The following is a 25,521-nucleotide window of genomic DNA, read 5'->3' on the forward strand; positions in this document are numbered from 1 at the left end:
GTCATGAGCGAGATCGTCTTCTCGTCGGTGAGTCATCACTTCGGCGAGCGCAAGGTGTTGCGCGGCATCGACCTTCGGATCACCGAGCGTCGGGTCGGCATCATCGGCGCCAACGGCTCGGGTAAATCGACACTGGCGCGCATGATCAACGGGTTGCTCGCACCGGCGTCGGGGACCGTCACCGTGGACGGTGTCGACGCGGCGCGCAAGGGCGCGCAGGTGCGGCGCAAGGTCGGGTTCGTGTTCACCGACCCGGACACCCAGATCGTGATGCCGACGGTCGCGGAAGACCTCGCCTTCTCGCTACGCCGAACAGGTTTGAGCAAGCAGGAGATCGCCGCGCGCGTGGAGGAGATGCTGGTCCGGTTCGGCCTGCACGAACACGGCGACCACCCCTCGCACCTGCTGTCCGGTGGGCAGAAGCAGTTGCTCGCCATCGGCGCGGTGCTCATCCGCAGGCCCGAGGTGATCATCGCGGACGAGCCGACGACCCTGCTCGACCTGCGCAACGCCCGGGTGGTCGCCGACGCGCTGGATGCGATGGATCAGCAGGTGATCGTCGTGACGCACCAGCTGGCGCTGCTGGACAGTTTCGAGCGGGTCATCGTGATCGATGACGGTCTCGTGGCCTTCGACGGAACGCCGGCCGCCGCCGTCCCCGCCTATCGGGAACTGGTCGAATGATCGGGCTGTACCGGCCCGGTGACTCGTTGCTGCACCGGTTGCCCGCCGGGGTGAAGTTGTTGCTGTTGATCGTGTCGATCGTGACGGCAACGGTGTTGGTGCGCAGCCCGATTCAAGTCGGCTTGGTCGGGGTGGTGGTCGCGGGGTTGTTCGCGCTGGCGCGCATTCCGTTCGGCGTGGCTGTGGCGCAACTGCGGCCGATGGTGTGGATGTTGGTGATCATCGCGGTGTTCCAGGTGCTGATCACCTCGCCCGCCAGGGCCGTCGTCGTGTGCGGCGTGCTGTTGATCTCGGTGGCGCTCGCGGCGCTGGTCACGCTCACTACGCGGGTGACCGACCTGCTCGACACCGTGACGCGGGCGCTCGGGCCGCTGCGCCGGATCGGTGTCGACCCGGAGCGGGTCGGTTTGCTACTCGCGCTTGCCATTCGGTGTGTGCCCTTGCTGGCGGGCATCGTGCACGAGGTGGGCGAGGCACGGCGGGCCCGCGGGCTGCAATGGTCGATGACGGCCTTGGTGACGCCGGTGCTGGTGCGGGCGTTGCGCACCGCGGACGCGATGGGTGACGCGCTTGCTGCGCGCGGAGTGGATGATGAGTGAGCTGCTGGCCGAGCGCATCGCCCGGTGCGCCGCCGAGTATCCGGCCTCGTCCGCGGTGATATCCGCTCGTGAGAGCATCGACTATCAGGAGTTCTGGTCTCGGGCCACCCGGACCGCGGCGGGACTCGGCGGCATGAATCGTGTTGCGGTGCTGCCGACTTCGGATGTCGAGTCGCTGGTCGCCGTGGCGGCCGCCGCGTACGCGGGTGTCAGTATCGTGCTGCTGCACCGGCATCTGCTGGCGGACCAGCTCAGCGCGGTGCTCGAGCTCGCGAAACCCGGTGCCGTCGTCGCGTCGGCACCGCAGCATCGTCGGCTGCGGAAGATGGGGTTCGAGGGCGACATTCAGACCGTTGCCACGCTGGCATCGGCGGGAGTGCCCGGTCGTGCCCGACCCGGCACCGAGCTGCTGGTCGGCATCACCTCCGGCACCACCGGCGCGCCGAAACTGTTCGTGCGCAACCAGCGATCGTGGGCGACAACCCTCGACCGCTCCGACGCCACCTTCGACATCGGCAACGGAGACCTTGTCTCGGCGCCAGGCGTGCTCGATCACACGCACTTCCTGTACGGCGCGCTGCATGCCCTGACCCGAGGGGCGACGGTGGACTTGCGACCGGTCGTGCAGTCGCTGAACGACGGTGCGACACATCTGTATTCGGTCCCGACGATCGCTTGGGACGTGGTGCGGTCGGGGACCGGCCCGATCGGTAGTGTCCGCGAGGTGCTGTCCTCGGCGGCACGGTGGCCGCGCACGGGAAGGCAAGCGCTGCAAGAGATCCTGCCCAACGCGTCCCTGGTGCATTTCTACGGTGCCTCCGAGCTGAGCTTCGTATCCTTCGACCGGGGACTCGGTGACACCGACGAGAAATCGGCGGGCGAACTGTTCGACGGCGTCGAAGCCGATATCCGGGACGGACTGGTATTCGTGCGCAGCGACATGCTGTTCGACGGTTACCTGACCGAGCACGGCGTGACCGGCGGACCCGTCGACGGATGGATGACGGTGGGCGACCGGGGCGCGGTCGCCGACAATCGGCTGCGCCTGTTCGGCCGGGAGAGCGAAATGCTGATCCGAGCCGGCCTGAACGTCGAACCTGCCGCGATCGAGGCCGCACTCACCGCGCTGCCGGGGATCGCCGAAGCCGCCTGTATCGGCATCCCCGACGCCCGCATGGGCGAGGCTCCTGCCGCAGCGATCGTGGTGGACGCCTACGCACCGACCACCGACGAGATCTGGCGGCACCTGCGCGCAACCCTGCCCAGCCCCAGCATCCCGGTCCAGTTGCTCACGCTGCACAGTTTGCCGCGCACGCCACGCGGCAAACTCGACCGGCAAGCCCTCGCCGAAGCTCTCGCCGCCGATCAGCGGGCGCACGCGCAAGACAATCCCGCCCGCTAGCCTGCCCGCCCTCGGAAGATTCGGAGGCGAGTCCGGCGAGTGACCCACCGAGGCCGCATACCCGCTGTCCTCTAGGCGGGTGTGCGGGCTATCGAAAGGGTGTGCACGTCGTGCGGTGTGCAGTTTCGGGCGTGGGGTGGTGAGGTTGCGAGGCGGGGAGAGGATGATGGGGGATCGTGTCCACTGATCCGAACGCCCCCGATATCAAGCCACGTAGCCGCGACGTCACCGACGGCCTCGAGAAAACCGCTGCTCGCGGCATGTTGCGCGCGGTCGGGATGGGCGACGACGACTGGGAGAAGCCACAGATCGGGGTGGCGTCCTCGTGGAACGAGATCACCCCGTGCAACCTGTCGCTGGATCGGCTCGCCAGGGCCTCCAAGGACGGCGTGTTCGCGGGCGGCGGCTATCCGATGCAGTTCGGCACTATCTCGGTGTCCGACGGCATCTCCATGGGCCACGAGGGGATGCACTTCTCGCTGGTGTCGCGCGAGGTGATCGCGGACAGCGTCGAGACGGTGATGCAGGCCGAGCGGCTCGACGGTTCGGTGCTGCTCGCGGGCTGCGACAAATCGCTGCCGGGCATGCTGATGGCCGCCGCACGGCTGGACCTGGCGAGCGTGTTCCTCTACGCCGGTTCGATCCTGCCCGGCATCGCGAAGATGTCCGACGGCACCGAGCGCGAGGTGACGATCATCGACGCGTTCGAGGCGGTCGGCGCCTGCTCGCGCGGGCTGATGAGCCGCGAGGACGTGGACGCCATCGAGCGGGCCATCTGTCCCGGCGAGGGCGCCTGTGGCGGCATGTACACCGCCAACACCATGGCCAGTGCGGCCGAGGCGCTCGGCATGTCGCTGCCGGGCAGCGCGGCACCGCCGGCGACCGACCGCCGCCGCGACGGCTACGCCAGGCGCAGCGGTGAAGCGGTGGTGGAGCTGCTGCGGCGCGGCATCACGACCTCGGACATCCTGACCATGGAGGCGTTCGAGAACGCCATCGCCGTGGTGATGGCGTTCGGCGGTTCCACCAATGCCGTGCTGCACCTGCTCGCGATCGCGCACGAGGCGAACGTCGACCTGAAGCTGGCGGACTTCGCGCGCATCGGCCGTCGCGTGCCGCACCTGGCCGACGTGAAACCCTTTGGGCAGCACGTGATGACAGACGTGGACCGGGTCGGCGGCGTGCCGGTGATGATGAAGGCGCTGCTCGATGCCGGTCTGCTGCACGGGGATTGCCTGACCGTGACCGGGCGGACGGTCGCGGAGAACCTGGCCGAGATCGCGCCGCCGGACCCCGACGGCAAGGTGGTGCGCGCGATGACCTCGCCGATCCACCCGACCGGCGGCATCACCATCCTCGAGGGCTCGCTCGCGCCCGGCGGCGCCGTGGTCAAGTCGGCGGGCTTCGACTCCGATGTATTCACCGGCACCGCACGGGTATTCGACCGTGAGCGGGCGGCGATGGACGCGCTCGAGGACGGCACCATCGCGGCGGGTGACGTGGTGGTCATCCGCTACGAGGGCCCCAAGGGTGGTCCGGGCATGCGCGAGATGCTCGCGATCACCGCGGCCATCAAGGGCGCCGGTCTCGGCAAGGACGTGCTGCTGCTCACCGATGGACGGTTCTCCGGCGGCACCACCGGGCTGTGCGTCGGACACGTGGCACCGGAGGCGGTGGACGGCGGTCCGATCGCGTTCGTGCGCGACGGCGACCAGATCCGGCTCGATGTCGGCGCGGGCACCCTCGACCTGCTCGTCGAGGCGGACGAGCTCGCGCGCCGCGGCGAGGGCTGGGGTCCGTTGCCGCCCCGCTACACCCGCGGTGTGCTTGCCAAGTATTCGAAGCTGGTCGGGTCGGCGTCCTATGGTGCCGTCTGCGGCTGAGCCCCTTCGACTGACGTCTTTCGCACAGCGGAGCGGTCGATAACACTGCGAGAGTGATCGAGAGACAGTCCGAGGTGGCGGTCGAGGGTTTCACCGCCGCGGTCGGGGAGAGTTTCGCGTCGTTCGATCCGGCCCGCGGCGCGGTGATCGGCACCTATCCGGTCCACTCCGCCGCCGAGGTCGGCGCGGCGGTGCGGCGGGCCCGCGAGGCGCAGGCGTCGTGGGCCGACACCGGGTTCGACGAGCGCAGGCGGGTACTCACCGCGTGGCGGTCGGCGCTGCTGCGGCGTCGCGCGGAGCTGGAAGATCTCGTGCACGCGGAGAACGGAAAGTCGCGGGCGGACGCGACGATCGAGGTGATCGTCGCGGTCCAGCACATCGACTGGGCCGCCAAGCACGCGCGCAAGGTGCTCGGCCCGCGGCGCGTGGCGTCCGGGCCGTTCATGGTGAATCAGGCGGCCTGGCTGGAGTATCGGCCGCTCGGGGTGATCGGCATCCTGGGGCCGTGGGACTTTCCCGTGTTCGGTCCGGTCGGGACGGCCGCCTACGCGCTCGCCGGCGGAAATACCGTGGTGCTCAAGCACAGTGAGTACACGCCGGGGATCGGGGAGTGGCTGGCCGAGAGTTTCGGTCGCGTCGCCGGGGACGATCGGCTGTTCCAGACGGTGACCGGCGCCGACGCGACCGGGGAGGCGCTGTGCCGGTCCGGTGTCGACAAGATCAGTTTCACCGGGTCGTTGCCCACCGCGCGAAAGGTGTTGGCCGCCTGCGCCGAGACGCTCACGCCCGTGCTGGTCGACGCCGGTGCTTCGGACGCGCTGGTGGTCGATGCGGACGCCGACCTGGCGGCGGCGGCCGACGCGGCGGTGTGGGGCGCGATGAGCAATGCCGGTCAGGTGTGTATCTCGGTGGAGCGCGCGTACGTCCACGAGCGGGTTTACGAGGCGTTCCTGGACAAGGTCGTCGCGATTGCCGGGAGTCTGAAAGCCGGTGCGGGACAACCGATCGGGCCGATCACCATGCCCGAGCAGGTGGCGGTCGTCCGGCAGCACATCGCCGACGCGGTGGAGCGCGGTGGCCGGGCAGTGGTCGGCGGACTCGACGGGATCGGTGAGCGTTACATTCAGCCGACGGTGCTGGTGGATGTGCCGGAAGACGCACTGGTTGTCCGCGCGGAGACCTTCGGGCCGGTGCTGGTCATCACCAAGGTCGCCGACATGGCGGAGGCGCTGGCCAAGACCAACGCCACCGGCTTCGGCCTCGGCGGTGCGGTATTCGGTCGTGCCCACGGCATGGATATCGCGCGGCGCATGCGGTCCGGGATGACGTCGGTGAACTCGGTGGTCGCCTACGCCGGTGTGCCCGCGCTCCCGTACGGCGGGGTCGGCAACTCGGGTTTCGGCCGCATCCACGGACCGGACGGGTTGCGCGAGTGGACCGCTGCCAAAGCCATTACTCGCCAGCGGTTTTCGAGTCCGGTGCGGACGACGACCTTCACGCGTCGCCCGCTCGACAATCGGGTGCTCACCGCACTGGCCCGAGTGCTCTACGGTCGCGGCTGACCTTGTCATGAGCGCCTGTTTCGAGCAGAGTCGATGAAATGGACGAGACCACAATCGATTCGACTCACACGCGTACCGCGCGCCGCATCGCGGACGCGTATGTCGACGCCCTGGCCCAGCACAATCCGCTGGTCGCGGCGCGCCTGGGACGCCACCCCGAAGACGATCGGCTCCCCGACCTTTCCCCGGCCGGACTCGAAGCGACCGCCGCACTCGCTCGCGCCGCCCTGGCAGAGCTCGACGCCACCGAGCCGTCCGGCGGCTTTACCGACGCGGTCGAACGGCGCTGTGCCAAGCTGTTGCGCGAGCGCCTGACGGCTGAACTGGCCGTGCACGACGCGGGCGAACATTTCCGTGCGATCCGCAACCTGGCATCGCCGGTGCACGAGCTTCGCGAATTGTTCACCCTGCTGCCGACCGGCACCGAGGCGCAGTGGCAGGCCGTCGGCCGCCGACTGCGCCGCGTGCCGACCGCACTGGGCCAGTATCGGTCCACCCTGGCCGAAGGCATCGATCGCGGACTGCAAGCCGCACCTCGGCAGGTCAGCACCGTGGTACAGCAATTGGGCGAGTGGGTGGGGGACGAGCCGGGTGGCTGGTTCGGCGATTTCGTCGGCGCGGCCCCGGAATCGGTACGTGCCGAATTGGCTTCGGCCGCAGTCGAAGCCACGACCGCGGTGTCGGAACTGCGTGACTGGCTGCGAGATGTCTACGGCCCCAAAGCCGTCGGCGTTCCGGACACGGTAGGCCGGGAGCGTTATCAGCGGTGGGCCCGCTATTGGAACGGCGCCGACCTCGACCTCGACGAGGCCTACCACTGGGCATGGGAGCAATTCCACGAGGTCGACGCCCAGATGCGGGCCGAGGCGGACAAGGTACTGCCGGGCTCGACTCCGATGGAAGCCATGCACTGGCTGGAGGAAGAAGGTCAAGCGCTCGACGGTGCGGAAAACGCTCGTCGCTTCCTCCAGGACCTGATCGACAAAGCCATCAACGATCTACAAGGCACCCACTTCGATCTCGCCGAACCACTGCTGCGGGTCGAGTCGATGATCGCGCCGCCCGGCAGTGCGGCCGCCCCGTACTACACCGAGCCCTCCCTCGACTTCACCCGCCCGGGCCGTACCTGGCTACCGACCCTCGGCCGCACCCGAATCCCGGTGTGGAGCCTGATCTCCACCTGGTACCACGAGGGCGTCCCCGGTCACCACCTCCAACTCGCGCAATGGATCTACGTAGCCGACCAGCTCTCGGTCTATCAGGTCTCCGTCGGCAATGTGAGCGCCAATTCCGAAGGCTGGGCGCTGTACGCCGAGCGCCTGATGGATGAACTCGGCTACCTCACCGACTCCGGCCACCGGCTCGGCTACCTCAACGTGCAGATGCTGCGCGTCCTGCGGGTAATCCTGGACATCGGCCTGCACGTCGGCCTCGACTACCCACCCGACTCCCCATACCGCCCCGGCGAGCCGATGGAACCCGGCAACGCCAGAGAGTTCTTCGGCCGCTACTTCGGCCAAACCGACGACTATCTCGACAGCGAATTCACCCGCTACCTCGGCTGGCCAGGCCAAGCAATCGGCTACAAACTCGGCGAACGCGCCTGGCTACGCGGACGCGCCGCCGCAGCAGCCGCCGCCGAAGCCCGCGGAGAAACCTTCGACCTGAAGGACTGGCACATGGCCGCCCTCTCCCAAGGCTCCCTCGGCCTCGACGACCTCGTCACCGAACTCGCCGCGCTGTAAGAGTCCGCTCGGCAATCCGCCTTGCCGCAGCTACTCGCCGATGACGCCCAATTCGCGGCCGACCTCGGCGAAGACCGCGAGAGCGCGGTCGAGATGGTGGAGGTCGTGGACGGCGGTGACGGTGGTGCGGATCATGGCGCGGTTGGCGGGGACGGCTGGGGAGAGGACGCAGTTGGCGTAGACGCCTTCGTCGAGTAGGTGTTTGGCGAAGCGGAGGCATTGGAGTTCGTCGCCGATGAATACCGGGACGATCGTGGTGCGCGAGGTTCCAGTGTCGAAACCCAACTCGGACAGGCCTTTGCGCCAGTGTGCGGAGAGCGCGCGGAGTTTCGTCATGCGGGCGGGTTCGGCTTCGAGGATGTCGAGCGCGGCGGCTGCGGCGGCGACCGCGGGGGGTGGTATGGAGGCCGAGAAGAGTTGGGAGCGGCCGTAATAGCGCACCCAGTCCATCAGGTCTTGTGGGCCCGCCAGCCAGCCGCCCACGGAGGCGAGGCTTTTGGAGAAGGTGCCGGTGAGGATGTCGGCGGTGCCGGGGAGGCCTAGTTCCTCCTCGACGCCGCGACCGGTCCGTCCGATCATGCCGAGGCCGTGGGCGTCGTCGACCGCCAGCGGTACGTCATGGCGGTCGCAGACGTCGCGAATCTCGGCCAGGCGGGCGATATCGCCGGACATCGAGTACACGCCGTCGACCATGACCATGGCCGGGCGTCCGCCCAGCTCGGTGCGGAGTCGGCGGTCGAGATCGGCGATGTCGTTGTGCCGGAACTGGATCAGCCTGCATCCGCCGATGGCGGCGCCGTCGTAGATGGAGGCGTGGCATTCCTCGTCGACCACCAGCACGGTGCCCGCGCCCATGAAGGCCGACAGGAAGCCGAGGTTGGCCTGATAGCCGGTGGTGAACAGCAGCGCGTCCGGTCGGCCGAGGAAGCGGGCGAGCTTGCGTTCGAGGGCGCCGTGCGCCGGGGTCGATCCGTTCATGAGGCGGGAACCGGTGACGCTCGGGCCGTCCTGGAGTGCCGCGTCGGCCGTTGCCTGTCTGACCCGTGGGTCCGCTGTGAGGCCGAGATAGTTGTTGGAGCCGAGCATGATCAGCTCGCGGCCTTCGTAGCGGCAGGTGGCGCCGTCGGAGTCGCTCAGGTCCGGATAGAACGGCAACAGGTCGGCCTCGCGCAACCGGCGGGCGAGGTCGAAATCGCGGGCCTTGGCCAGGACGCCGCCGCTGTTGCGGTGAGCCAAGGCGTGCCGGTTACGGATGGACTCGCCGAGGTCCTGCTGGGCCGGGCCGGGCGGTGCCGTCGTGCGGTCGGACTGGATTGCCGTGTGGTCGGACAGGTTCGGTGTCGAGGTCGGCTGGATCGGCGTGTGGCCGGGCCGGCTGAGCGCCGTGGGGGACTGGATCGCCGTGCTGGCGGGCTGGTTCGGCGTGGGGTCGGCCTGCGTCGGGTCGGTGGGCTGAGATGTGCTGGCGGGCCACCGCTTTCGCAACTCGGCGAGATGACGCAGCCCGCCGAGCACCTGCGCCTGGTCGACCCCGAAATCGACCAGGCAGGCGATCTCGTTCACGCCTGCCGCGACCAGTTCATCGATCAGTTCGGCAGCATGTTCCGGGGTGCCCAGCAGAGCGCTGGTGTGGAAGTACCGAGCGAACGCATAGTCGAGCACACGATCCTGCTCGGCCTCGCTCAGGTTGTTCAACGGTTCCGCGCCCCGCCGCCACAGGTCGACCGAGTCGCGAAGGTAGTCCTTGAACGGCTGCTCGACCACCTGCCTGGCCGTCTGCTCATCGGGGTCCAGGAACGTGTGCAGCATCAGGGTGACATGGCCGGCCTGCGGGTCGTGCCCGTGCGCCGCACGGGCTTTGCGGTAGGCCTGGATCTTGGTACGCAACTTGTCGACATCCTGGAACAGCAGCGCGGTGAGCACATTGGCGCCGAGCTCCCCGGCCTGTTCGAAGCGGCCGATCCCGCCGCTGCAAGTGATCCACAGCGGCAATTCGGGCTGGATCGGCGGCGGGAAGGTCCGAACCTCGATCTGCTCGCCCTTGCCATTGGGCAGGGTGAGCGCTTCGCGCCGCCACAGCCGCCGGACCTTGTCCGCACCGGACAGCATCACCTGCTCGCGGTCGGGGTAATCCGCTGCGGCCAAGACGAAGTCGTCGGGATTCCAGCCGGTGGCGAACGCGATGTCGACGCGACCACCGGAGAGATTGTCGACCACGGACCAGTCCTCGGCGACGCGCACCGGATCGTGCAGCGGCAGCACGACGCTGCCCGCGCGGATCCGAATCCGCTCGGTCGTCCGCGCGAGCACCCCGCCCAGCACCGCTGGGTTCGGGAACAGCCCGCCGAACCGGTGGAAGTGCCGCTCGGGCAACCACACCGCACGGAAGTCGTGCTCGTCGGCGAAAGTGGCGCAGTCGAGAAAGAGTCCGTATCGGTTCGCGTTCTCCGGGTTCGCATCGCTGGCGAAGAAGAACAGGCTGAATTCGACTGGAGCGCTGGGTGGTTCGGTGCGAGCAGAGGTATCGGGCGTCGATTCCTTACCCGAAACCTCGCCGAGGATTTCAGCCGCCAGGCCGGCGATGGTCAGCCCTTCGAACAATTTCTCGGCTGAGACCGGATAGCCGAACTCGCGCTCGACATAACTGCCGAACTCGCTGGCCTTCACCGAATCCAATCCCAGCGCGGTCATCGGCTTCTCTGCAGCCAATGCGGCAGGCTCGACACCTATTTGGTTCGCCATCCACCGGGTGAGTTGGTCGAGCACAGAAGAAGGCTCTGCCGCAACGCTCTCGGGTTCACCGAGGAACATATCTCGGGCCTTCAGTCGCTGCACCTTGCCACTGGTCGTTCTCGGCAACTGCCCGGGCGAGAGGAAGACGACGCGGTGGGTGTCGAGCCCATAAGCGTGCGAGATCGTATGCCGGATAGACGTTTCCAGCTCCGCGAGCGTCACGTCGAGCTTGCCCGCGTCGACCTCCAGCAGCACCGCGAGCACTTCATCACCGTCGACCTCGAGCCCGACCGCCGCGCACCGCCCACGGCGCAGTGCCGGATGCTGTGTCTCGATGGACCATTCGACGTCCTGCGGGGCGATATTGCGCCCGCGGATGATGATCAGCTCCTTCACCCGCCCGGTCACGAAGAGCTCGTCGCCGTGCAGGAACCCGAGATCTCCAGTGCGCAGATAAGTGACCGTATCGCCGGGCAGCCGGGCGTGGAACGCCTCCTCGGTCTCCGCCGGCTTGCCCCAGTACCCGCCGGCGACACTCGGCCCGGTCAGCCAGATCTCGCCGATCTCACCGGGTTCCAGGCGGGTGCGCCCGTCCAGATCGGCGATGATCGCGCGGCCACCCGAGACCACCCCGCAGCTGACCACATCGCGTCCGGCGAGCCGCGTCGACCGCACACCCGCACCGCGCGGCGTCACGCTGACGAACAGGGTCGATTCCGCCAAACCGTACCCGGGCAGCAGACTCTCCGGCCGGAACCCGGCCGGCGCGAAATGGTCGGCAAAGCGTTGCAGCGCACGAGGATTGATCGGCTCGGCGGCCACGAACGCGACCTCCCACCGGCTCAGATCCAGCGTCGCGACGTCGTCGGAAGACACCCGCCGAACGCTGTAGTCGTAGCAGACATTCGGTCCGCCGCTGGTGGTGCCGCCGTGCTCGGAGATGGCGCGCAACCAGGTGAGCGGGTCGCGGATGAAGGCTTCCGGCGACATCAGCACCACCGGGAAGCCCGCGTAGAGCGGCTCCAACAGCCCGCCGATGAGCCCCATGTCGTGGTGCGCCGGCAACCAGATGACGCCCTTGCTCTCCGGCGTGTGTCCGAACGCGTCCTCGATCAGGGCGAGATTGTGCGTCAGGTTCGCGTGGCTCACCAGCACCCCGCGCGGGGCGCGCGTCGAACCGGATGTGTATTGCAGGAAGGCGATTTCGTCGGGCGCCGGCGCCGCCGCCTGCCCCAGGATGTGGCCCGACGGTTCGTCGCTGCTGAGCCACGCCAGCCGGCTCAGCGGCGGGTACTCCGCGCTCGCCGCGCGCAACTCATCCAGCACGGCGCGCGGTGCCAGAATCGCCGACGGTGCACAATCCACCGCCAACGCCGCAAACGCCGACATGTCCGAGAAAACCGCTCCGGGCTGATGATTCGCGACCGGAACCGGAATTCTCCCCGCCACTACGCAAGCGAAGAACGACGTCAGAAATTGCGGCCCGAATACCGAGACAACCAGCACCCGGTCACCCGGCGCACCGACCGCCTGTACCTTCGTCGCCAGATCCGCCGCTGCGGTGTATACCTCGCGATAGGTGAGCGTCTGCGCCTTACCGCCGTCGGACAGATACGTATACGCCGCCCGATCAGGCGTTTCCGCCGCTCGATCGCCCAGTATCCCCAGCAAAGTCGTCCCACGCTGCCCGGCCACAGCACCTCCAACCCCGCAACCGTGGGCATAGGCGGCGCACCGACCAGCGGCGCACAGGTCTCACGATCACTCGTCTCGACTCGACACAATCCACGACAAGTGAACGTGCGCCCCCGCATCGGAACAAGCCCTCAGAACATCGGGCACCAGAACCCGGGCGGCACGTCAGCAGACAGCGGCTCCGACGAGTGCCGCCACCGGCGATGCGTGCCCGCGCACCAGCGCATTCAGCTCAGCGCACCACCGAATTTTCGGCCGCTGCCGGTTCGGCTTGCGCCGCTTGCGCTTTCCCGGGACGTGTCGGCGCGAACCAGGTGGCGTAGAAGGTGGCCGACAGAGCGGCGAGCATGGCCAGCAGGGCAAAGCCGGCGATGAGCGGGTGGGCGGCCATGGTGGGGGCCAGGTAGCGGGTGGCGAGGAGGGTGGCGGCGAAGGTGGCGATACCCAAGGCCACCACGCGGATTCGGTAGTGGTCCCAGCCGCGGTCGGGGTCGCGCAGGACCGATTCGACGGTGAGGCACAGCGCGGCGCCCGCGATGAGATCGACGCCGTAGTGGGCGCCGAGCCCGAGGGTCGCGATGAGCGTGCAGACCAGCCAGAAGGCGCCGCCGTAGCGCAACCACCGTGGGCCGCGGCGGGAGTGGATGAACAGCGACAGTGCCCACGCGGTGTGCAGCGACGGCATGCAGTTGCGTGGAGTGATGCCGTCGAACGGCATCGGCCCGACGGAAAACGGCAGCGGTGGAACGATATTCGGCCAGACGTCGGCGATCTCCAGGCCGTTGCCCTGCGGCCCGAAGGCGAGAATCGGCCCGACGATCGGGAAGATCACGTAGAAGAGCGGGCCGATCAGGCCGAGCGCCAAGAAGGTTCGCACCAGATGGTGCCGCGGCCATTCGCCGGTGGTCACGTTGCGCAGCTGCCAGACGGCGACGACGATGGCCGCGACCGGAAGCTCGAAATACACCCAGCGCACCACACTCAGCGGTACCGGTCCCGCGATGTCGAGCGCATGCCCGACGAGCCAGGAGGGATTGCCGAGCGCATGGTCGGCCAGCTGCGCGTAGGGATCGAGCACCCGCGGGCAGGCCCACGCGGTGATGTCCAGCCAGATCTCGCCGACCTTGGTCGCGAGGATCAGTAAGGCGCCGAAAGTGATGGCGCGCAACGCCGTTCGACGCCGCTCGCCGGACCAGCGCACCGCGGCGATCACCGCGAGCGCGGTGAGCACGATGGTCGGACCGTTGCCGACGGTGAACAGCCTGCCCTCGACGGCCCGGATCGCCACGAACACCACGTCGATGGCGATCGCCGCGGCCAGCGCGGTCACCCGCACGCGGGTGGTGACGCCGACGAGCGCGAGCAGGAACCCCGCCCACGAGGTGGTCGCGGACTTCGGCCTGCCCACGTAATCGCGGAACAGACTCGTCAGCGGACCGAGCGCGTTGATGTGCGCGGCGATGAGCTCACCCGCCACCAGCACCAGCACCGCGGCGGCAATGCCACACCAGATGGTCGAGGGTCGGACGCGACGTTCCGGGAGCCGCGCGGCACCCGCTGGCTCGGCGGGTGGGGGCGAACTTCCCGGCGCGTCGTGAATAAGCATTCGGACATCGTAAACACGGTGTGAACGTGATCATGCGCCCGCGTGAACCCGCGCCGCTCACGCGGACGCGGCAACCTACCGGTTCATAGCATCAGGACCAGCGCCGAGATGATGCCGAGACCGGCGGTCGCGGTCGCCCCGACCGAGTTGATGATCAGTACGCCGGCGGTGACGATCGCGCTGAGCAGCGATTCGAGTGATGCTGTGCCCCGCTCCAAACGCGGCCTCGTGGCGCGATGTGTCGTTCTCACAGTCATGGCCCCCGCCTACCCGGCGGCCTCGGGCCCAAACGGGGCACCTGGCTATCCTGACCATCGTTCAAGGCTTGTTGATCAAGGTGGGTGGCTATGCAGAGTAGGGACATCGAGTTCGCGGCTCGATGGTGGCAGTGGGCCATGGCGATACCCGCCGACCGAAATCCGGTCAGTGACGAGACCGGAGAGTTCGCGGGCGAGGAGCAGCCTGCGGACGTCTGGTTTCTCGCAGGCACGTTCGGCGGCAAGGTCAGCAGGAAGTGCTCGGTGCCGTTCGGTCGCCCGATCTTCTTCCCCGCCTTCAATATCCTGCAGAAGTCGTCGCTGTTCGCGCGGCGGGTTCCGGTGATTCCCACGGCGAGCGGGCACGCGGAGCTGAACGGCGTCACCCTGCCGCTGCGCGAAGTCGCCAATCGCAGCCCGTTCCTGGTCGACGCGGTGCCCGACGCGCCGTTCGGTCCGGCGGGCCGCTACCGGGCGAACGCCTGGGGGCTCTGGTGCAGACTGGACGATCTGCGCCGCGGCGACTACATCCTCACCCTCGGCGGCGAGTACGAGCCCGGTGGATTCTGGGTCGAGGTCACCTACGACCTCGAAATCGTCTGAGGTTTGTTCACACTCGTCGCACGGTGACGCCGGCGGCGGCCAGCGCGTCGGTGTCCTCGGGCGCGGCGGTGTGGTCGGTGACGACGGCGTGCAGGGCGGCGGCCGGTGCGACGAAGGCGAGGGCGGTGCGCGAGAGCTTCGCGGCGTCCGCGACCGCGATGACGCGGCGGGACGAGGCGATCGCGGTGCGTTTGACGGCGGCGTCGTCCAGGTCGTAAGCGGTGAGTCCGTCGGTCGCGGTCAATCCGCAGCAGCCGAGGATCGCGGTGTCGAATCGCAAGGCGGCCAGTGATGCCAAGGTGAGCGGGCCGGTCAATGCCAGCTCGCCGGGGCGTGGCTTGCCGCCGGGCACCAGCAGTGTCAGTTGGGGTGCGTCGGTGAGTGCGTTCACCGCGTGCAACGACAGCGGCAGCACGGTCAGCCGTCGGTGCGCCAGCGCGCGGGCGACTTCGAGGCAGGTGGTGCCGCTGTCGAGAACGACCGACTCGCCGTCGGCGATGAGCCCGGCGACCTCGGCGGCAATGCGCTGCTTGAGTTCCAGACCCTCATGCACGCGCATGGCGAAGGGGGGTTCGTCGCCGCGCAGCAGCAGGGTGCGGGCGCCGCCGCGATAGCGCTCGAGGATGCCCTGGCTGGCCAACGTCTCCAGGTCGCGGCGGATGGTCATCTCCGAGGCGCCGGTGCGTTCGGCTAGTTCGGCCACTCCGAGCTGGCCCGCTGCACGCACGGCCTCGGTGATCTGTTTCAGTCGGTCTACGCTCGCCACAGCTGTCATAGAACACTTTTCATGTTGGAAAATCAATCTTTCAAACATCAAATCTGTGCGTTATGTTCGAAACCATGCAGAGATCGTTGCGGGCAGCTCGACTGGCCACGTTCGCCTACTTCGCGTTGAACGGCTTCCTGATCGGGATCTGGGTCGTCCACATTCCCGCCGTCGAGCAGCGGGTCGGGATCGGGCACGCGACGCTCGGCTGGTTGTTGCTGCTGCTCGGCGCGGGAGCTTTCGCAGGCATGCGGCTGGTGGGTCCGCTCGCCGATCGCTTCGGCGCCCGCATCGTCGTCCCGGTCAGCGCGGCACTGTGCGCGGCCGCGGTTGTCCTACCCGGCATGTCGACGAACGCCTGGACCTTAGGGGCGGCGCTGCTCGCTCTCGGCTTCGGCAACGGCTGCCTGGACGTCGCCATGAACGCCCACGCCGTCCAGGTCGAACACGAATACCAGCGTTCGGTCATGTCCGCGTTCCACGCCACCTATTCGCTCGGCGGTGTACTGGCAGCACTGGTCGGCGCCCGCACCCTCAGCTGGGGTTGGAGCCCCGCGACCGCGCTAGGTCTTGCGGCATTGCTCGGCCTGGTCGGCGCCGCAGCGGCCGCACCAGCCTTGCTCCGAACCGAAACTTCTTCTGCCGTCGAAGTTTCCGCGGCAGGGGAGCGGCGGACGACACCCCGGCGGATCTGGTTCCTCGCCGGTCTCGCCCTCCTGCTGATGCTGTGCGAGGGCGTAGCCAACGACTGGAGCGCCCTGCACCTCCGCGACGTCCTCGCAGCACCCGCCGCCACTGCCGCCTTGGCCTACGGCGCCTTCGCCACCGCCATGACCGTCGGCAGACTCCTCGCCGACCGCATCGCCACCCGCTTCGGCTCCATCGCCGTCCTGCGCTACGGCTCAGCCCTGGCAGCCCTCGGCCTGCTGACCGCCGCCCTGTCCCCGTGGATTCCCCTGGCCCTGCTCGGCTGGACCGTCTTCGGTGCCGGCCTCTCCGGCTGCGTCCCCCAACTCTTCAGCGCCGCAGGCCATGCCGACCGAACCGCCGCAGGCGCCAACGTAGCCCGAGTAGCAGGCCTCGGCTACCTAGGCGTCCTAGCCGGCCCCGCCATAATCGGCCCCCTAACCCACCTAGCCCCCCTCAACATCATCCTCCTACTCCCCGTAGCCTTCTGCGTCCTAGCCACAACCACCGCCAACGTCCTACGCCCCCAACCCTCTTCGACCGCGGAGCCAACCACCGATTGGAAGTCCCCCGACCCCCTCCAAACCACCCACTAGACCCCCGCCCTCCCCTAGAACAGCCGCTCTCTCCCGGGATCCGGAGCAGGGCATGCCCCATGATCGCGCCGACCACATTCGACAGCGAGCTCGCGACGCTGAGCATGACCACCACGGCGCCGTCCGAAAAGACGGTGACCGAGCAGGCGACCACGGAGACCGTTACGGCGTGGGTGTCTCAGCTGAGCAGGTCATCCGTGCGCATCGCGAAGCGCAACTCGGATCGGCTGCCCACGTGCAACTTTCGGAATGCTCGGGTGAGGTGTTGTTCGACGGTGCTCGTCGTGATGCCTAGCTGATCGGCGATGTCCCGGTTGCGTTCGCCGTCCGCCGCGAGGGTGGCCACTCGCAGCTCGGCCGGGCTCAGTGCGGACCGGATCTCCGCCGACGATCGAACAGCGACGGGCGGCTCCTCGGTTGCGGCGCTGCCGGACAACGGCTTCACGCCACACCGGCGGGCCAAGCGGTCGGCGTTGCGGTGCAGGGCGCGCGCCCGATCCGGCTGGCCCGTGCGCTGGTAGGCGTCGGCCAGATCCTGTAGTACCAGCGCGATTTCGAGCTGATCGTCGTATACCCGGGCGATCGCTTCCGACTCGCGAAGCAGGACGAGTCTGTCTTGTTGTCGCGTGCTGGCCGCCGCCAGCAGACGCAACGAAACACCGCCGGTCCGGTGGGCGTCGGCTCGCCCCAAATGGCTGATGTGCAACCGCGCGTAGGTACGGGCGTTGTCCTTGTCACCCATCGCCGAGTACGCCTGCGCCAGATCGTTTCGCCACGGCACCATGACGGGCAGGTCGATCTGCCAGCGCTGCATGAGTTCACCGCAGGTGCGGAAGTCCTCGATGGCGTCATGGAACCGGTGCGTCGCCAGATGGAGATGGCCGCGGGCATGGAGGTAGCGCAGCCCGAACCGGGACGCGAACATCGGCAGCGGCATGGCGCGATCGAGCTGCGTTTGTGCCTCGCGATACCGCCCGGCCGCGGTCAACGTGCGGATCAGCGTGGCAACGGGACTCCCGACCCAGGTGCCGAGATTCTTGGCAGCCACCTGATTCAACGCGCGCTGGGCGTAGTGCTCGGCCGCGGTCAGGTCGCCGCGGCGCAGCGACACTTCGGCGCGCAATCCCGCGAACACCGACTGCCAAGTGGGCGCGGAGCGCGCGTTCGCCTCGGCCAGCAAAACATCACACCAGGTCTGTGCGAGGTCGAGCCGTTCGGCGTGCACCAGTCCGTCGATTGCGGTGGCGAGCGGTTCGACGGTCGCGGGGTTCAACCGATGCTCGGTCAACAGCTCCTGAGCGGCAATCGCGATGTGGCCGATGGGTTCTCGGGTGGTGATCGCGGACAGCACCGTCGCGGCCTGCCGGTCGGCCGATGCGGGGGCACCGGTGTCCTTGGCGGGCTCGATCTCGCGCGGGCCCCGGGCCGCCATATCCGGATGGGTATAGGCCAGCCAGGCATAGAAGAAGGCCACCTCGTCGGAGTTCGCGTCGGAGGACGCCGAGCGTTCGAGTGCTTCGAGCGCGACCTGCGCGTCGTCGACCTGCCCGTGCCACAGTGCGTAGCGGACCAGGAAGCGCAGCACACGCTCATCGAGCAGTCCGGCTCGAGCGGCGGCGGTGGTCCGCAGATAGGCCCGGGTGGTAGGGGAGGGCTTGACCTGCCACTCGATCGACAACATGCGAGCGGAGATGTCCGCACGATCGGCGGCGTGCAGGCTGACGCGATAGGCGAGTGTCAAGCATTGGACCGCGCGATAGATCTGGTTCTGCAGCATCGCGTCATCGGCGGCGGCGAGCAGCACCGCCGCCGCCCATGGGTACCGCGCATAGCCGGCGTCGAGCAGGAGTCCGGCCACCGTGCGCGGGGATTCGCCGTCGAGGTGCAGCAGTCCGGCGGCCCGATGGGAAAGTCTCTTGCGGGCGTCGACCGCGGTGTGCCGGAGCACGCGCTCGCGAAATTCGGACTGATGGAACCGGGTGGTCGTGGCGTCGATCAGGCCTGCGGCGGTCAGGCGACCGAGGACGGGCCGGATGGCGGATTCCGCGGCCTCGAGCAGTCTGGCGACGCGTGCGAGAGTGGCCGACTCGTCGAGCACGGCGATCGCTTGCGCGACCCGCCGCATCTCGAGATCACCGATCGGCAAGCGGGCGTTGCCATTCGAGCCGAGGCGTTCGGGACGGTGCAGCGCGACCCCGGGCGGCAGCGCGGACCCTGCCGGGCAAGTCGGATGTTGTGTGGAATGCATTCGACTCACTTGTGCCTCCAGCGTGTCGCGCCGATCGCCCTGCTGAAAAAGGTGAGGGTCGCTCCGCACGGCAACGCGGGAACGTGGTCGACCTCGATCGGCTAGCATTCCCCACCCAATCTTGCGTCACACAGTGCATCGCGAGCTGAACATGCTGTCAAGATCTTCGGTGCACTCTGCATCCGAATGAGCAATACGCTGTCATATCTGCGGAAAACCTACGGACAGTGACGTTCCGCCCGGTAGGCGGCGCAGATGGTGAACGTCGGCTCGCTGTGTAGCAGCGGTGGATCCGCATAGGCGGAGCAGAAACGAGCGTCCGAAGTGCGTGCACGCGACCGTTGGCCCGAGCGCCGCTGCGGAACGGAACGGAACGAAGCGCGAACGACGGGCGCACTGTAGGCGTGCTCGCCGACAGCCCGACCCGCCCGCGCGGCTGCCCTGGACTGTGAAAATGCTGAGAGGACAGCCTGATTCGCCGCTCACGGCCGCGGAGCCTGGCGTTCGGGGGTCGAAATGCCTTGGGCCGCTGGAAGATACCGACATCGATCGCGTGATCTACGTGGCTGCACGCGGCCACCGTCGCGCACCGATCAGTGTCGGTTAGCTCACATACGGGTCTATTTCGTAGGGTTTCCGGCCGATCCGTGACATGGTAGTCCAGTGAGATCAAGCTTATCGACCTGATTCGTTTGGCTCATCTACAGAAAAGATGAAGTAACACAATGGCTCAAGGCAGTGTGAAGTGGTTCAACAGCGAAAAGGGCTTCGGCTTTATCGCACAAGACGGTGGCGGCGCTGACGTGTTCGTCCATTACTCCGCCGTGTCCGGCTCGGGATTCAAGTCCCTTGAAGAAGGACAGCGCGTGGAGTTCGAGGTCGGACAGGGACAGAAGGGGCCGCAGGCCCAGGACGTCCGCGCAATCTGATCGGCGCAGCTTGACAGAGCCCCGCACCCCTTGGGTGCGGGGCTTTTGCGTTGTCTGCGTGCGTTTCCTGGAGCGGTCCCGCGATTCTCGTCCGCGCCGGCCGACGCGGCGGTATCGTCGGCGGACCTGAGGCACTGCCTCTGCTCGGAACCGCTTCCCGCCGAGGAGGTCGCAATGCGGCGACGCATCTCACTCCGCCTGCTGTGGCGCCATGTGCTGCGTGGCCTGGTCCTTTGCGGCGCGTGCGCCGGTGGGTCGGCCCGCTGCTACACCGAATGGGCGCGCGCGAACCCCGTGCATCGGCCGTCGGCGGAGTGCTGGGACTGGTCCATTCCACATCAGTGGTACGACGCGGCGCATCGCCACTGACCGCTCAGCCGGTGACGCTCGGCTGCCCGCTCTCGATGTGCCCGCGGAAGTGGCGCTGGTAGGCCGGATCGATGTCCACGGTCAGCGAGAGGTCGTACCAGCCGTTGCCGTACTTGAGCGCGTTCCAGGTGTCGGTGGTGGTTTTTCCGGGCGCGAGCTTGAAGGTCCACGGTCCGTCGTTGCGGTAGCTGTTCGCCTTGACCGTGACCACGGCCGGTGCCGTGCCCTTGTTCGTCATCGACAGTTGCAGTTTGTTGTCGGTGGAGTAGGCGGCGGTCACCTCCAGCGGCGACGTCGAGGTGCCGTTCATCCGCCACAGAAAACGATTCGGTCCGTGTATCGCGATGCCGTACTTCTTGTCGGAGTAGCTCTGGACGCTCCAGGTATCGGTGACCGTGGCCCCCGTTTTCACGTCATAGCGCCACGGACCGTCGGTGCGGCCATCGGCCCGATACGCGGCCAATTGGATGTCGGCCGTCCCGGTGTTGCGGAAGGTCGTGGTCAGTGCGCCACTGGCGGTGAGTGTTCCGTACGCGACGGCGGCATAAGGTAGGGGCCGGGCATGTCTCGTGCCCGATTCCTGTTCCGGCGGTCGCTGGCTGCCTGGCGCGGGCGGTGCGGGCTTGGGCAGTTTGCTCTGGGTCGCATCGGCTTGCGCCCGAAGGGCATTGGCGTCGGGGAGCATCGGCACGGTGGTGTCGGCCTTGCCGAAATCGAAGCAGCCGGTGAGATCGCCGCAGATGGAGCGGCGCCATGCGGAGATGTTGGGTTCGTCGACGCCGGTCCACTTCTCCAGGAAGCGGATCACCGAAGTGTGGTCGTACACTTGCGAATTCACCCAGCCGCCGCGGCTCCACGGGGAGATCACCAGCATCGGCACGCGGGGCCCGAGGCCGATAGGCCGGCCGTTGACGTATTCGCCCGGGGTGCCCGGCGGTGCCATCGGCGGGGGGACGTGATCGAAGAAGCCGTCGTTTTCGTCGAAGTTGATCAGCAGGGCGGTGGAGTTCCAGAGTTTCTGGTTGGCCCACAACGCTTTCAGTACGGCCTGGGTGTAGGCGGCGCCGTCGGCGGGCCGGGCGGCCGGGTGTTCGGAGTATCCGTAGGGGGCGACGACCCAGGAGACCTGGGGGAGGCGTCCGCCGGAACAGTCGGCGATGAAGTCCGCCAGGACGTGGTCGACCTTCTTGCCCTGCCCTGAATCGGGCTTCCAGTTCTGTTCGCCGAATACCTTTGCGCGCGCGGCGAGTTCGGTGTTCTTCGGATCGTGGTAGGCGTTGAACAGCCACAGCGGGTTGTCGCCGTAGTCGCCGACGAAGGGGTGGCCGCCGGAGTCGTCACCCACCTCGTCGTTGGCGTAGACCTGCCAGCTGATTCCCTTGTCCGACAGGCGTTCCGGATACGTGGTCCAGCGATAGACCGGCTTGTAGTTGGCCGGGTTGCTGATCGCGGGCCCGCCGTACTGTCCGGCGGGATCGATGGTTCCGGTCCACTGATAGAGCCGGTTGGGTGTGGTCGGCCCGAGGACGGAACAGAAATAGTGGTCGCAGACGGTGAACGCGTCGGCCAGGGCGCGGTGGAACGGGATGTCGGCCTCGGTGAAATAGCCCATGGCCATCTCGCCCTTCGCCGCGGTCCAGCCGTCGCTCCAGCCGTCGCGGACCGCGCGGTGCTGATCGTCCCAGCCGTGCGGCAGGTCGCCGAGGTCCTGGCCGTCGACGACTGCGGTGTCCACGTGGAAAGGCAGCAGGTAGCCGCCGTCGGAGCGGCCGGGGTCCGGCTGGAAGTAGACATTGCGGCCGTCCGCCTTGACCACGGCGGTTGCGTCGCCCAGTCCGCGTACCCCGCGCATCGTGCCGAAATAGTGGTCGAACGAACGGTTCTCCTGCATCAGGATCACCACATGCTCGACGTCGTTCAGCGATCCTTTGCTGCTCGGCGCCGCGAACGACTCGGCCATGCCGGACGGCAAGCCCTGTAGTCCGCCGCTCAACGCTGCCGCACCGAGCGCCCCGCCGATGAATCGCCGCCTTGGAAAACCTGGACCTACCTCGGGCACAGCATCCCTCTCGATCCGACATGTGTCGACGTGCAGAGCAAAGAATGTTCGGTTGCTATAACCACCTGCGATATTTTCGGCCGGAAGCAAATGGGCAGTAAACATGCCGTAGCGGGGAACCGAAGGAGCGAGGGCCAAGCGGTGCGGGCCGAATTCTCCTCGAGGGCCGACCGGATGCGTTGCTCATCGCGAAACCCGGGCGAAGCGTGCCGCCACTCGGGTGAGCGTGACCGCGAGAGCGGTGGCGGTCAGCGCCACCACCAGCGTAGCGACCAGGTAGGCGACGGCGACGATGACCGTGTGCAGGTCGAGCAGCGCGTGAATGTCGTTGGTGTAGGTGGAGAAGGTGGTGAATCCACCGAGCACGCCGACGCCGAGAAACGGGCGGACCAGCGGGTGCGCCGGGCGGATTTCGGTGACCACCACCATCAGTATGCCCAGCAGGAAACAGCCCACGACATTGATGGTGAACACAGCCCACGGGAACCCACCGGGCGGCGTGGGCCAGGCCAGGGTCAGGCCGTACCGGGCCACACTGCCGAGCGCGCCGCCAATGGCGATCACGGCGAGTATCGCGCCGTGCTTGTCGCCATCCTCGCGCTGTTGGTCGATGTCGCGCAGCTCGATATCGGATTCGACCGAAAGGGTCGGCGGCGGTTCGATGCGCACGGCTGTCTCCTACTCCAAAGCCGCCCGAAAGCGGAGTGATGGGGTAGGGACTGTTGGCCGGCGATGCCGCGGTTGTTCCGGATCCAGTGTCCGGAGCGGCGAGCCCCACCGCCGCATCACCCATGCTATGCGGTCTCCGCTACCGCACAGCATCGGGTGTGTCCGAGCCGACACCGACTCAGGCCGGATCCGGCAGATGGATCGAGGCGAGTTTGGCCGGGTCGGTGACGATGTGGATGGCGGTGATTCGGGCTGCGACGACTGTGCAGGCGATGACGGACAGCGGAGTTCCGTCGGGGCGCCAGGCCATCTGACCGGGGACACCGTTGACCAGCACCGGTCGGTAGCGAGCGACCTCGCCGGAGAACATGCGAGCACCGGCCGCGACCTCGGTGGCGCCGAGTCTGACGACCACGCCGTCGGCGGTGTCGACGGTCAGCCGCACATCCGGGTCCAGGACGCGCAGCAGCGCTTCGAAGTCGCCGCCGAGGGCGGCGGCACGGAAGGCTTGGACGACCGCATCGTGTTCGCGGCCGGGGCCCGCCGGCCGGTCCGTGGACTGGACCTTGCGGCGGGCGCGGCTGGCGATCATCTTGCTGGCGTCGGCGGATTTGCCGAGGATGTGGCCGATTTCGTGGAACGGCACCGCGAACATGTCGTGCAGGACGAACGCGAGGCGCTCGCTCGGGGTGAGCGAATCGAGCACCACGAGCAGGGCGAGGCCGACCGAATCGGCCAGCGCCACTTGCTCGTCCGGTGCCGGGCGGTCGTCGGGCGTCACCACGAAGTCCGAAAACTCCTGCCCATAATGGGTTTCGGGGTGCGCCTGGCGGGAGCGTAGGAGGTCAAGGCTGATTCGGCCGACCCCCGTGGTCAGCCAGCCCGCCAGGTTGCCGATGGTCGCCGCGTCCTGGCGGACGAGGCGCATCCAGGCTTCCTGCACCACGTCCTCGGCGTCGGCGTGCGAGCCAAGCACGCGGTACGCGACGGCGCGCAGCCGGTCGCGCTGGGCCTCGAACGCTTCGGCCATCGGTACGGAGGGGTGGGCGGTCACGACTTCGGCGGTTGACGGAGCGAGATCCGGTTACCGTCCGGGTCCGTCGCCTCGACGCGGATCCCGAACGGGTAGTCCTCGGGTTCGGGCTGGGTGAAGGTGACGCCGCGCTCGCGCAGGATCTCGAAATCCTTTCGCAGATCTTCGGATTCGAGTACGACAGTGCCGGGCGCGGGCTGTCCCCCGTTGCCCGGCTGCGCCAGGCCCGCCGCATGCCGCCACAGAATGATCTGCACCGGGCTATCGGGAACCCCGACGGTGAGGAAGCGTCCCTCGGGTCCCGGGAAGTCGATCCGCTTCTCCAGGCCGAGCCCCGCGGTGTAGAACTCCAGTGCGCGGTCCTGATCGGTGACGTTGATCGTCACGTACATAATGTTGGTCAGCATCTTGTTCTCCGGTTTCGTCGGTGCGCCTGCCGCGCGTATGCGGTCGACACACCTATGACGAGTGGCGGCGGGAGAAGGTAACAGGACCGGGCCGGACGATGAATTTCGCGGCGTCGGGTCGTCTCTACCGCTGAGGTCTGTACCCCTTCGGAAGGAAGCGTCATGAACTGGACCCTCGAGGTCGTCATCGTCCCCGTATCGGATATCGATCGGGCGAAGGACTTCTACAGCGAGCGGCTGGGATTCGCCGTCGACCACGACACGAAGGTCGGCGACGGCATGCGCATCGTGCAGCTCACGCCACCGGGCTCCGGCTGCTCCATCGTCATCGGCGAAGGTGCGGTTCCGAGGATGGAACCGGGCTCGGTGAAGGGTCTTCAGCTGGTTGTGCCCGACATCGAGCAGGCGCACCGGGAGCTCGTTGCGCGCGGTGTCGCGGTGAGCGATATCCAGGTGCTCGGCGAAAACCCTTCGCCCACACCGGATCCCCTCGACAATGTCGGCTTCGTCTTCTTCGAGGACCCGGACGGCAACAGCTGGGGCGTGCAGCAGATCTCCTCGCGCGGTTAGGGGCAGCAGTTCGGATCGAGCACCAGGCATAACGCGGACAGGGCGTCTCGGCGCGCGCGGTGGTAGGTGTTCATGCCGCGGCGCTCGGAGGCGATCAGTCCGGCGTTGCGCAGCTGGGTGAGATGGTGGCTGATGGTGGACTCGGCTAGCCCGGCGGTGCCGGCGAGGTCGCCGGTGTTCTCCTCGCCGTGCGGGGAGGTGAGCAGCAGTGACATGAGCTTCACGCGAACCGGGTCGGCGATGGCCTTCAGTCGGAGCGCGACCTGCAGGGCCGCGTCGTCGTCTACCGGTCCGGCGGCGACGGGGGCGCAGCACACCGGGGCGGACATGTCGATGACGGGCAGTGCCTTGGGCATGGCGACAACTCTACCGAGCTTATTGACATATGTCGAAAAGGTGGTGCAGACTCGGCCGTACCA

21 protein-coding genes are annotated in these 25,521 nt (G+C 67.8%); 11 read left to right on the forward strand and 10 right to left on the reverse strand.

Features of this window, described 5'->3' with window-relative positions:
• Window positions 1-3 precede the first annotated feature (3 nt).
• The 6 genes from DMB37_RS34535 (at window position 4) to DMB37_RS34560 (ending at window position 7,875) form a co-directional block, all read left to right on the forward strand.
• Complete coding sequence (locus DMB37_RS34535) at window positions 4-684, forward strand: energy-coupling factor ABC transporter ATP-binding protein (RefSeq protein WP_135236268.1); 681 nt, start codon at window positions 4-6, stop codon at window positions 682-684.
• A complete protein-coding gene (locus DMB37_RS34540; RefSeq protein WP_135236269.1) occupies window positions 681-1,283 on the forward strand; it encodes an energy-coupling factor transporter transmembrane protein EcfT in 603 nt (200 codons plus the stop codon). Before DMB37_RS34535 ends, DMB37_RS34540 begins: the two co-directional genes overlap by 4 nt.
• Entirely contained in the window at window positions 1,276-2,685 is a 1,410-nt protein-coding gene (locus DMB37_RS34545; RefSeq protein ID WP_135237998.1) for an AMP-binding protein, read from the forward strand. The genes DMB37_RS34540 and DMB37_RS34545 overlap by 8 nt, the downstream gene beginning before the upstream one ends.
• Before the next feature lie 176 nt (window positions 2,686-2,861).
• Entirely contained in the window at window positions 2,862-4,568 is a 1,707-nt protein-coding gene (gene ilvD / locus DMB37_RS34550) for a dihydroxy-acid dehydratase (protein WP_135236270.1), read from the forward strand.
• A 53-nt stretch (window positions 4,569-4,621) separates the two neighbouring features.
• Window positions 4,622-6,130, forward strand: coding sequence for an aldehyde dehydrogenase family protein (locus DMB37_RS34555; RefSeq protein WP_135236271.1), 1,509 nt, complete (start codon window positions 4,622-4,624; stop codon window positions 6,128-6,130).
• 38 nt (window positions 6,131-6,168) lie between these two features.
• Entirely contained in the window at window positions 6,169-7,875 is a 1,707-nt protein-coding gene (locus tag DMB37_RS34560) for a DUF885 domain-containing protein (RefSeq protein WP_135236272.1), read from the forward strand.
• 30 nt (window positions 7,876-7,905) lie between these two features.
• Here the strand turns inward: DMB37_RS34560 and DMB37_RS34565 are convergent, their stop codons facing one another.
• The 3 genes from DMB37_RS34565 to DMB37_RS40805 all read right to left on the reverse strand — a co-directional run bounded on the left by DMB37_RS34565 (window position 7,906) and on the right by DMB37_RS40805 (window position 14,166).
• Window positions 7,906-12,303 (reverse strand): MupA/Atu3671 family FMN-dependent luciferase-like monooxygenase, encoded by a 4,398-nt coding sequence (locus tag DMB37_RS34565; RefSeq protein ID WP_135236273.1) that lies wholly within the window; start codon window positions 12,301-12,303, stop codon window positions 7,906-7,908.
• A 232-nt stretch (window positions 12,304-12,535) separates the two neighbouring features.
• Window positions 12,536-13,909, reverse strand: coding sequence for a DUF5933 domain-containing protein (locus DMB37_RS34570; RefSeq protein ID WP_135236274.1), 1,374 nt, complete (start codon window positions 13,907-13,909; stop codon window positions 12,536-12,538).
• An 83-nt stretch (window positions 13,910-13,992) separates the two neighbouring features.
• On the reverse strand, window positions 13,993-14,166 hold the full coding sequence (locus DMB37_RS40805) for a hypothetical protein (RefSeq protein WP_167769021.1): 174 nt from the start codon (window positions 14,164-14,166) through the stop codon (window positions 13,993-13,995).
• A gap of 90 nt (window positions 14,167-14,256) precedes the next feature.
• Between DMB37_RS40805 and DMB37_RS34575 the strand changes: the two genes are divergently transcribed.
• Window positions 14,257-14,769, forward strand: a complete 513-nt coding sequence (locus tag DMB37_RS34575) for a hypothetical protein (RefSeq protein WP_135236275.1) — start codon at window positions 14,257-14,259, stop codon at window positions 14,767-14,769.
• 7 nt (window positions 14,770-14,776) lie between these two features.
• Here DMB37_RS34575 and DMB37_RS34580 read toward each other — a convergent pair whose 3' ends face one another.
• Entirely contained in the window at window positions 14,777-15,535 is a 759-nt protein-coding gene (locus DMB37_RS34580; protein ID WP_135236276.1) for a DeoR/GlpR family DNA-binding transcription regulator, read from the reverse strand.
• 74 nt (window positions 15,536-15,609) lie between these two features.
• Between DMB37_RS34580 and DMB37_RS34585 the strand changes: the two genes are divergently transcribed.
• A complete protein-coding gene (locus tag DMB37_RS34585; protein ID WP_135236277.1) occupies window positions 15,610-16,818 on the forward strand; it encodes an MFS transporter in 1,209 nt (402 codons plus the stop codon).
• A gap of 178 nt (window positions 16,819-16,996) precedes the next feature.
• Here DMB37_RS34585 and DMB37_RS34590 read toward each other — a convergent pair whose 3' ends face one another.
• Window positions 16,997-19,066: a LuxR C-terminal-related transcriptional regulator gene (locus DMB37_RS34590; protein ID WP_135236278.1), complete on the reverse strand. Its 2,070-nt coding sequence runs from the start codon at window positions 19,064-19,066 to the stop codon at window positions 16,997-16,999.
• A 725-nt stretch (window positions 19,067-19,791) separates the two neighbouring features.
• Here DMB37_RS34590 and DMB37_RS34595 point away from each other — a divergent pair.
• A complete protein-coding gene (locus DMB37_RS34595; RefSeq protein ID WP_107655522.1) occupies window positions 19,792-19,995 on the forward strand; it encodes a cold-shock protein in 204 nt (67 codons plus the stop codon).
• 174 nt (window positions 19,996-20,169) lie between these two features.
• On the forward strand, window positions 20,170-20,364 hold the full coding sequence (locus tag DMB37_RS34600) for a hypothetical protein (protein WP_135236279.1): 195 nt from the start codon (window positions 20,170-20,172) through the stop codon (window positions 20,362-20,364).
• A gap of 4 nt (window positions 20,365-20,368) precedes the next feature.
• On the opposite strand, the gene DMB37_RS34605 is transcribed toward DMB37_RS34600, so the two are convergent.
• The 4 genes from DMB37_RS34605 to DMB37_RS34620 all read right to left on the reverse strand — a co-directional run bounded on the left by DMB37_RS34605 (window position 20,369) and on the right by DMB37_RS34620 (window position 24,532).
• A complete protein-coding gene (locus DMB37_RS34605) occupies window positions 20,369-22,423 on the reverse strand; it encodes a phosphocholine-specific phospholipase C (protein ID WP_240771786.1) in 2,055 nt (684 codons plus the stop codon).
• Between the two features lie 183 nt (window positions 22,424-22,606).
• The gene (crcB, locus tag DMB37_RS34610; RefSeq protein ID WP_135236280.1) at window positions 22,607-23,092 is read right to left on the reverse strand and encodes a fluoride efflux transporter CrcB; all 486 of its coding nucleotides are present in this window, start codon (window positions 23,090-23,092) and stop codon (window positions 22,607-22,609) included.
• 178 nt (window positions 23,093-23,270) lie between these two features.
• The gene (locus DMB37_RS34615) at window positions 23,271-24,122 is read right to left on the reverse strand and encodes a sigma-70 family RNA polymerase sigma factor (protein ID WP_135236281.1); all 852 of its coding nucleotides are present in this window, start codon (window positions 24,120-24,122) and stop codon (window positions 23,271-23,273) included.
• Between the two features lie 20 nt (window positions 24,123-24,142).
• On the reverse strand, window positions 24,143-24,532 hold the full coding sequence (locus DMB37_RS34620) for a VOC family protein (RefSeq protein WP_135236282.1): 390 nt from the start codon (window positions 24,530-24,532) through the stop codon (window positions 24,143-24,145).
• Window positions 24,533-24,694: 162 nt separating this feature from the next.
• On the opposite strand from DMB37_RS34620, the gene DMB37_RS34625 reads away from it, so the two are divergent.
• The gene (locus DMB37_RS34625) at window positions 24,695-25,102 is read left to right on the forward strand and encodes a VOC family protein (protein ID WP_135236283.1); all 408 of its coding nucleotides are present in this window, start codon (window positions 24,695-24,697) and stop codon (window positions 25,100-25,102) included.
• Here the strand turns inward: DMB37_RS34625 and DMB37_RS34630 are convergent.
• A complete protein-coding gene (locus DMB37_RS34630) occupies window positions 25,099-25,458 on the reverse strand; it encodes an Rv2640c family ArsR-like transcriptional regulator (protein ID WP_135236284.1) in 360 nt (119 codons plus the stop codon). The genes DMB37_RS34625 and DMB37_RS34630 overlap by 4 nt on opposite strands.
• Window positions 25,459-25,521: the final 63 nt, after the last annotated feature.

It is taken from the genome of Nocardia sp. CS682 (assembly GCF_004634405.1).
Classification (GTDB): domain Bacteria; phylum Actinomycetota; class Actinomycetes; order Mycobacteriales; family Mycobacteriaceae; genus Nocardia; species Nocardia ninae.

Excerpts from the sequence above, each read along its gene's own strand:
- DMB37_RS40805 (WP_167769021.1), bottom strand. The coding sequence starts at position 14,166 with ATGACTGTGAGAACGACACATCGCGCCACGAGGCCGCGTTTGGAGCGG.
- DMB37_RS34575 (WP_135236275.1), top strand. The coding sequence starts at position 14,257 with ATGCAGAGTAGGGACATCGAGTTCGCGGCTCGATGGTGGCAGTGGGCC.
- DMB37_RS34600 (WP_135236279.1), top strand. The coding sequence starts at position 20,170 with ATGCGGCGACGCATCTCACTCCGCCTGCTGTGGCGCCATGTGCTGCGT.
- DMB37_RS34570 (WP_135236274.1), bottom strand. The coding sequence starts at position 13,909 with ATGCTTATTCACGACGCGCCGGGAAGTTCGCCCCCACCCGCCGAGCCA.
- DMB37_RS34620 (WP_135236282.1), bottom strand. The coding sequence starts at position 24,532 with ATGCTGACCAACATTATGTACGTGACGATCAACGTCACCGATCAGGAC.
- DMB37_RS34615 (WP_135236281.1), bottom strand. The coding sequence starts at position 24,122 with ATGGCCGAAGCGTTCGAGGCCCAGCGCGACCGGCTGCGCGCCGTCGCG.
- DMB37_RS34545 (WP_135237998.1), top strand. The coding sequence starts at position 1,276 with ATGAGTGAGCTGCTGGCCGAGCGCATCGCCCGGTGCGCCGCCGAGTAT.
- DMB37_RS34590 (WP_135236278.1), bottom strand. The coding sequence starts at position 19,066 with ATGCATTCCACACAACATCCGACTTGCCCGGCAGGGTCCGCGCTGCCG.
- DMB37_RS34630 (WP_135236284.1), bottom strand. The coding sequence starts at position 25,458 with ATGCCCAAGGCACTGCCCGTCATCGACATGTCCGCCCCGGTGTGCTGC.
- DMB37_RS34535 (WP_135236268.1), top strand. The coding sequence starts at position 4 with ATGAGCGAGATCGTCTTCTCGTCGGTGAGTCATCACTTCGGCGAGCGC.
- DMB37_RS34585 (WP_135236277.1), top strand. The coding sequence starts at position 15,610 with ATGCAGAGATCGTTGCGGGCAGCTCGACTGGCCACGTTCGCCTACTTC.
- DMB37_RS34625 (WP_135236283.1), top strand. The coding sequence starts at position 24,695 with ATGAACTGGACCCTCGAGGTCGTCATCGTCCCCGTATCGGATATCGAT.
- DMB37_RS34540 (WP_135236269.1), top strand. The coding sequence starts at position 681 with ATGATCGGGCTGTACCGGCCCGGTGACTCGTTGCTGCACCGGTTGCCC.
- DMB37_RS34595 (WP_107655522.1), top strand. The coding sequence starts at position 19,792 with ATGGCTCAAGGCAGTGTGAAGTGGTTCAACAGCGAAAAGGGCTTCGGC.
- DMB37_RS34560 (WP_135236272.1), top strand. The coding sequence starts at position 6,169 with ATGGACGAGACCACAATCGATTCGACTCACACGCGTACCGCGCGCCGC.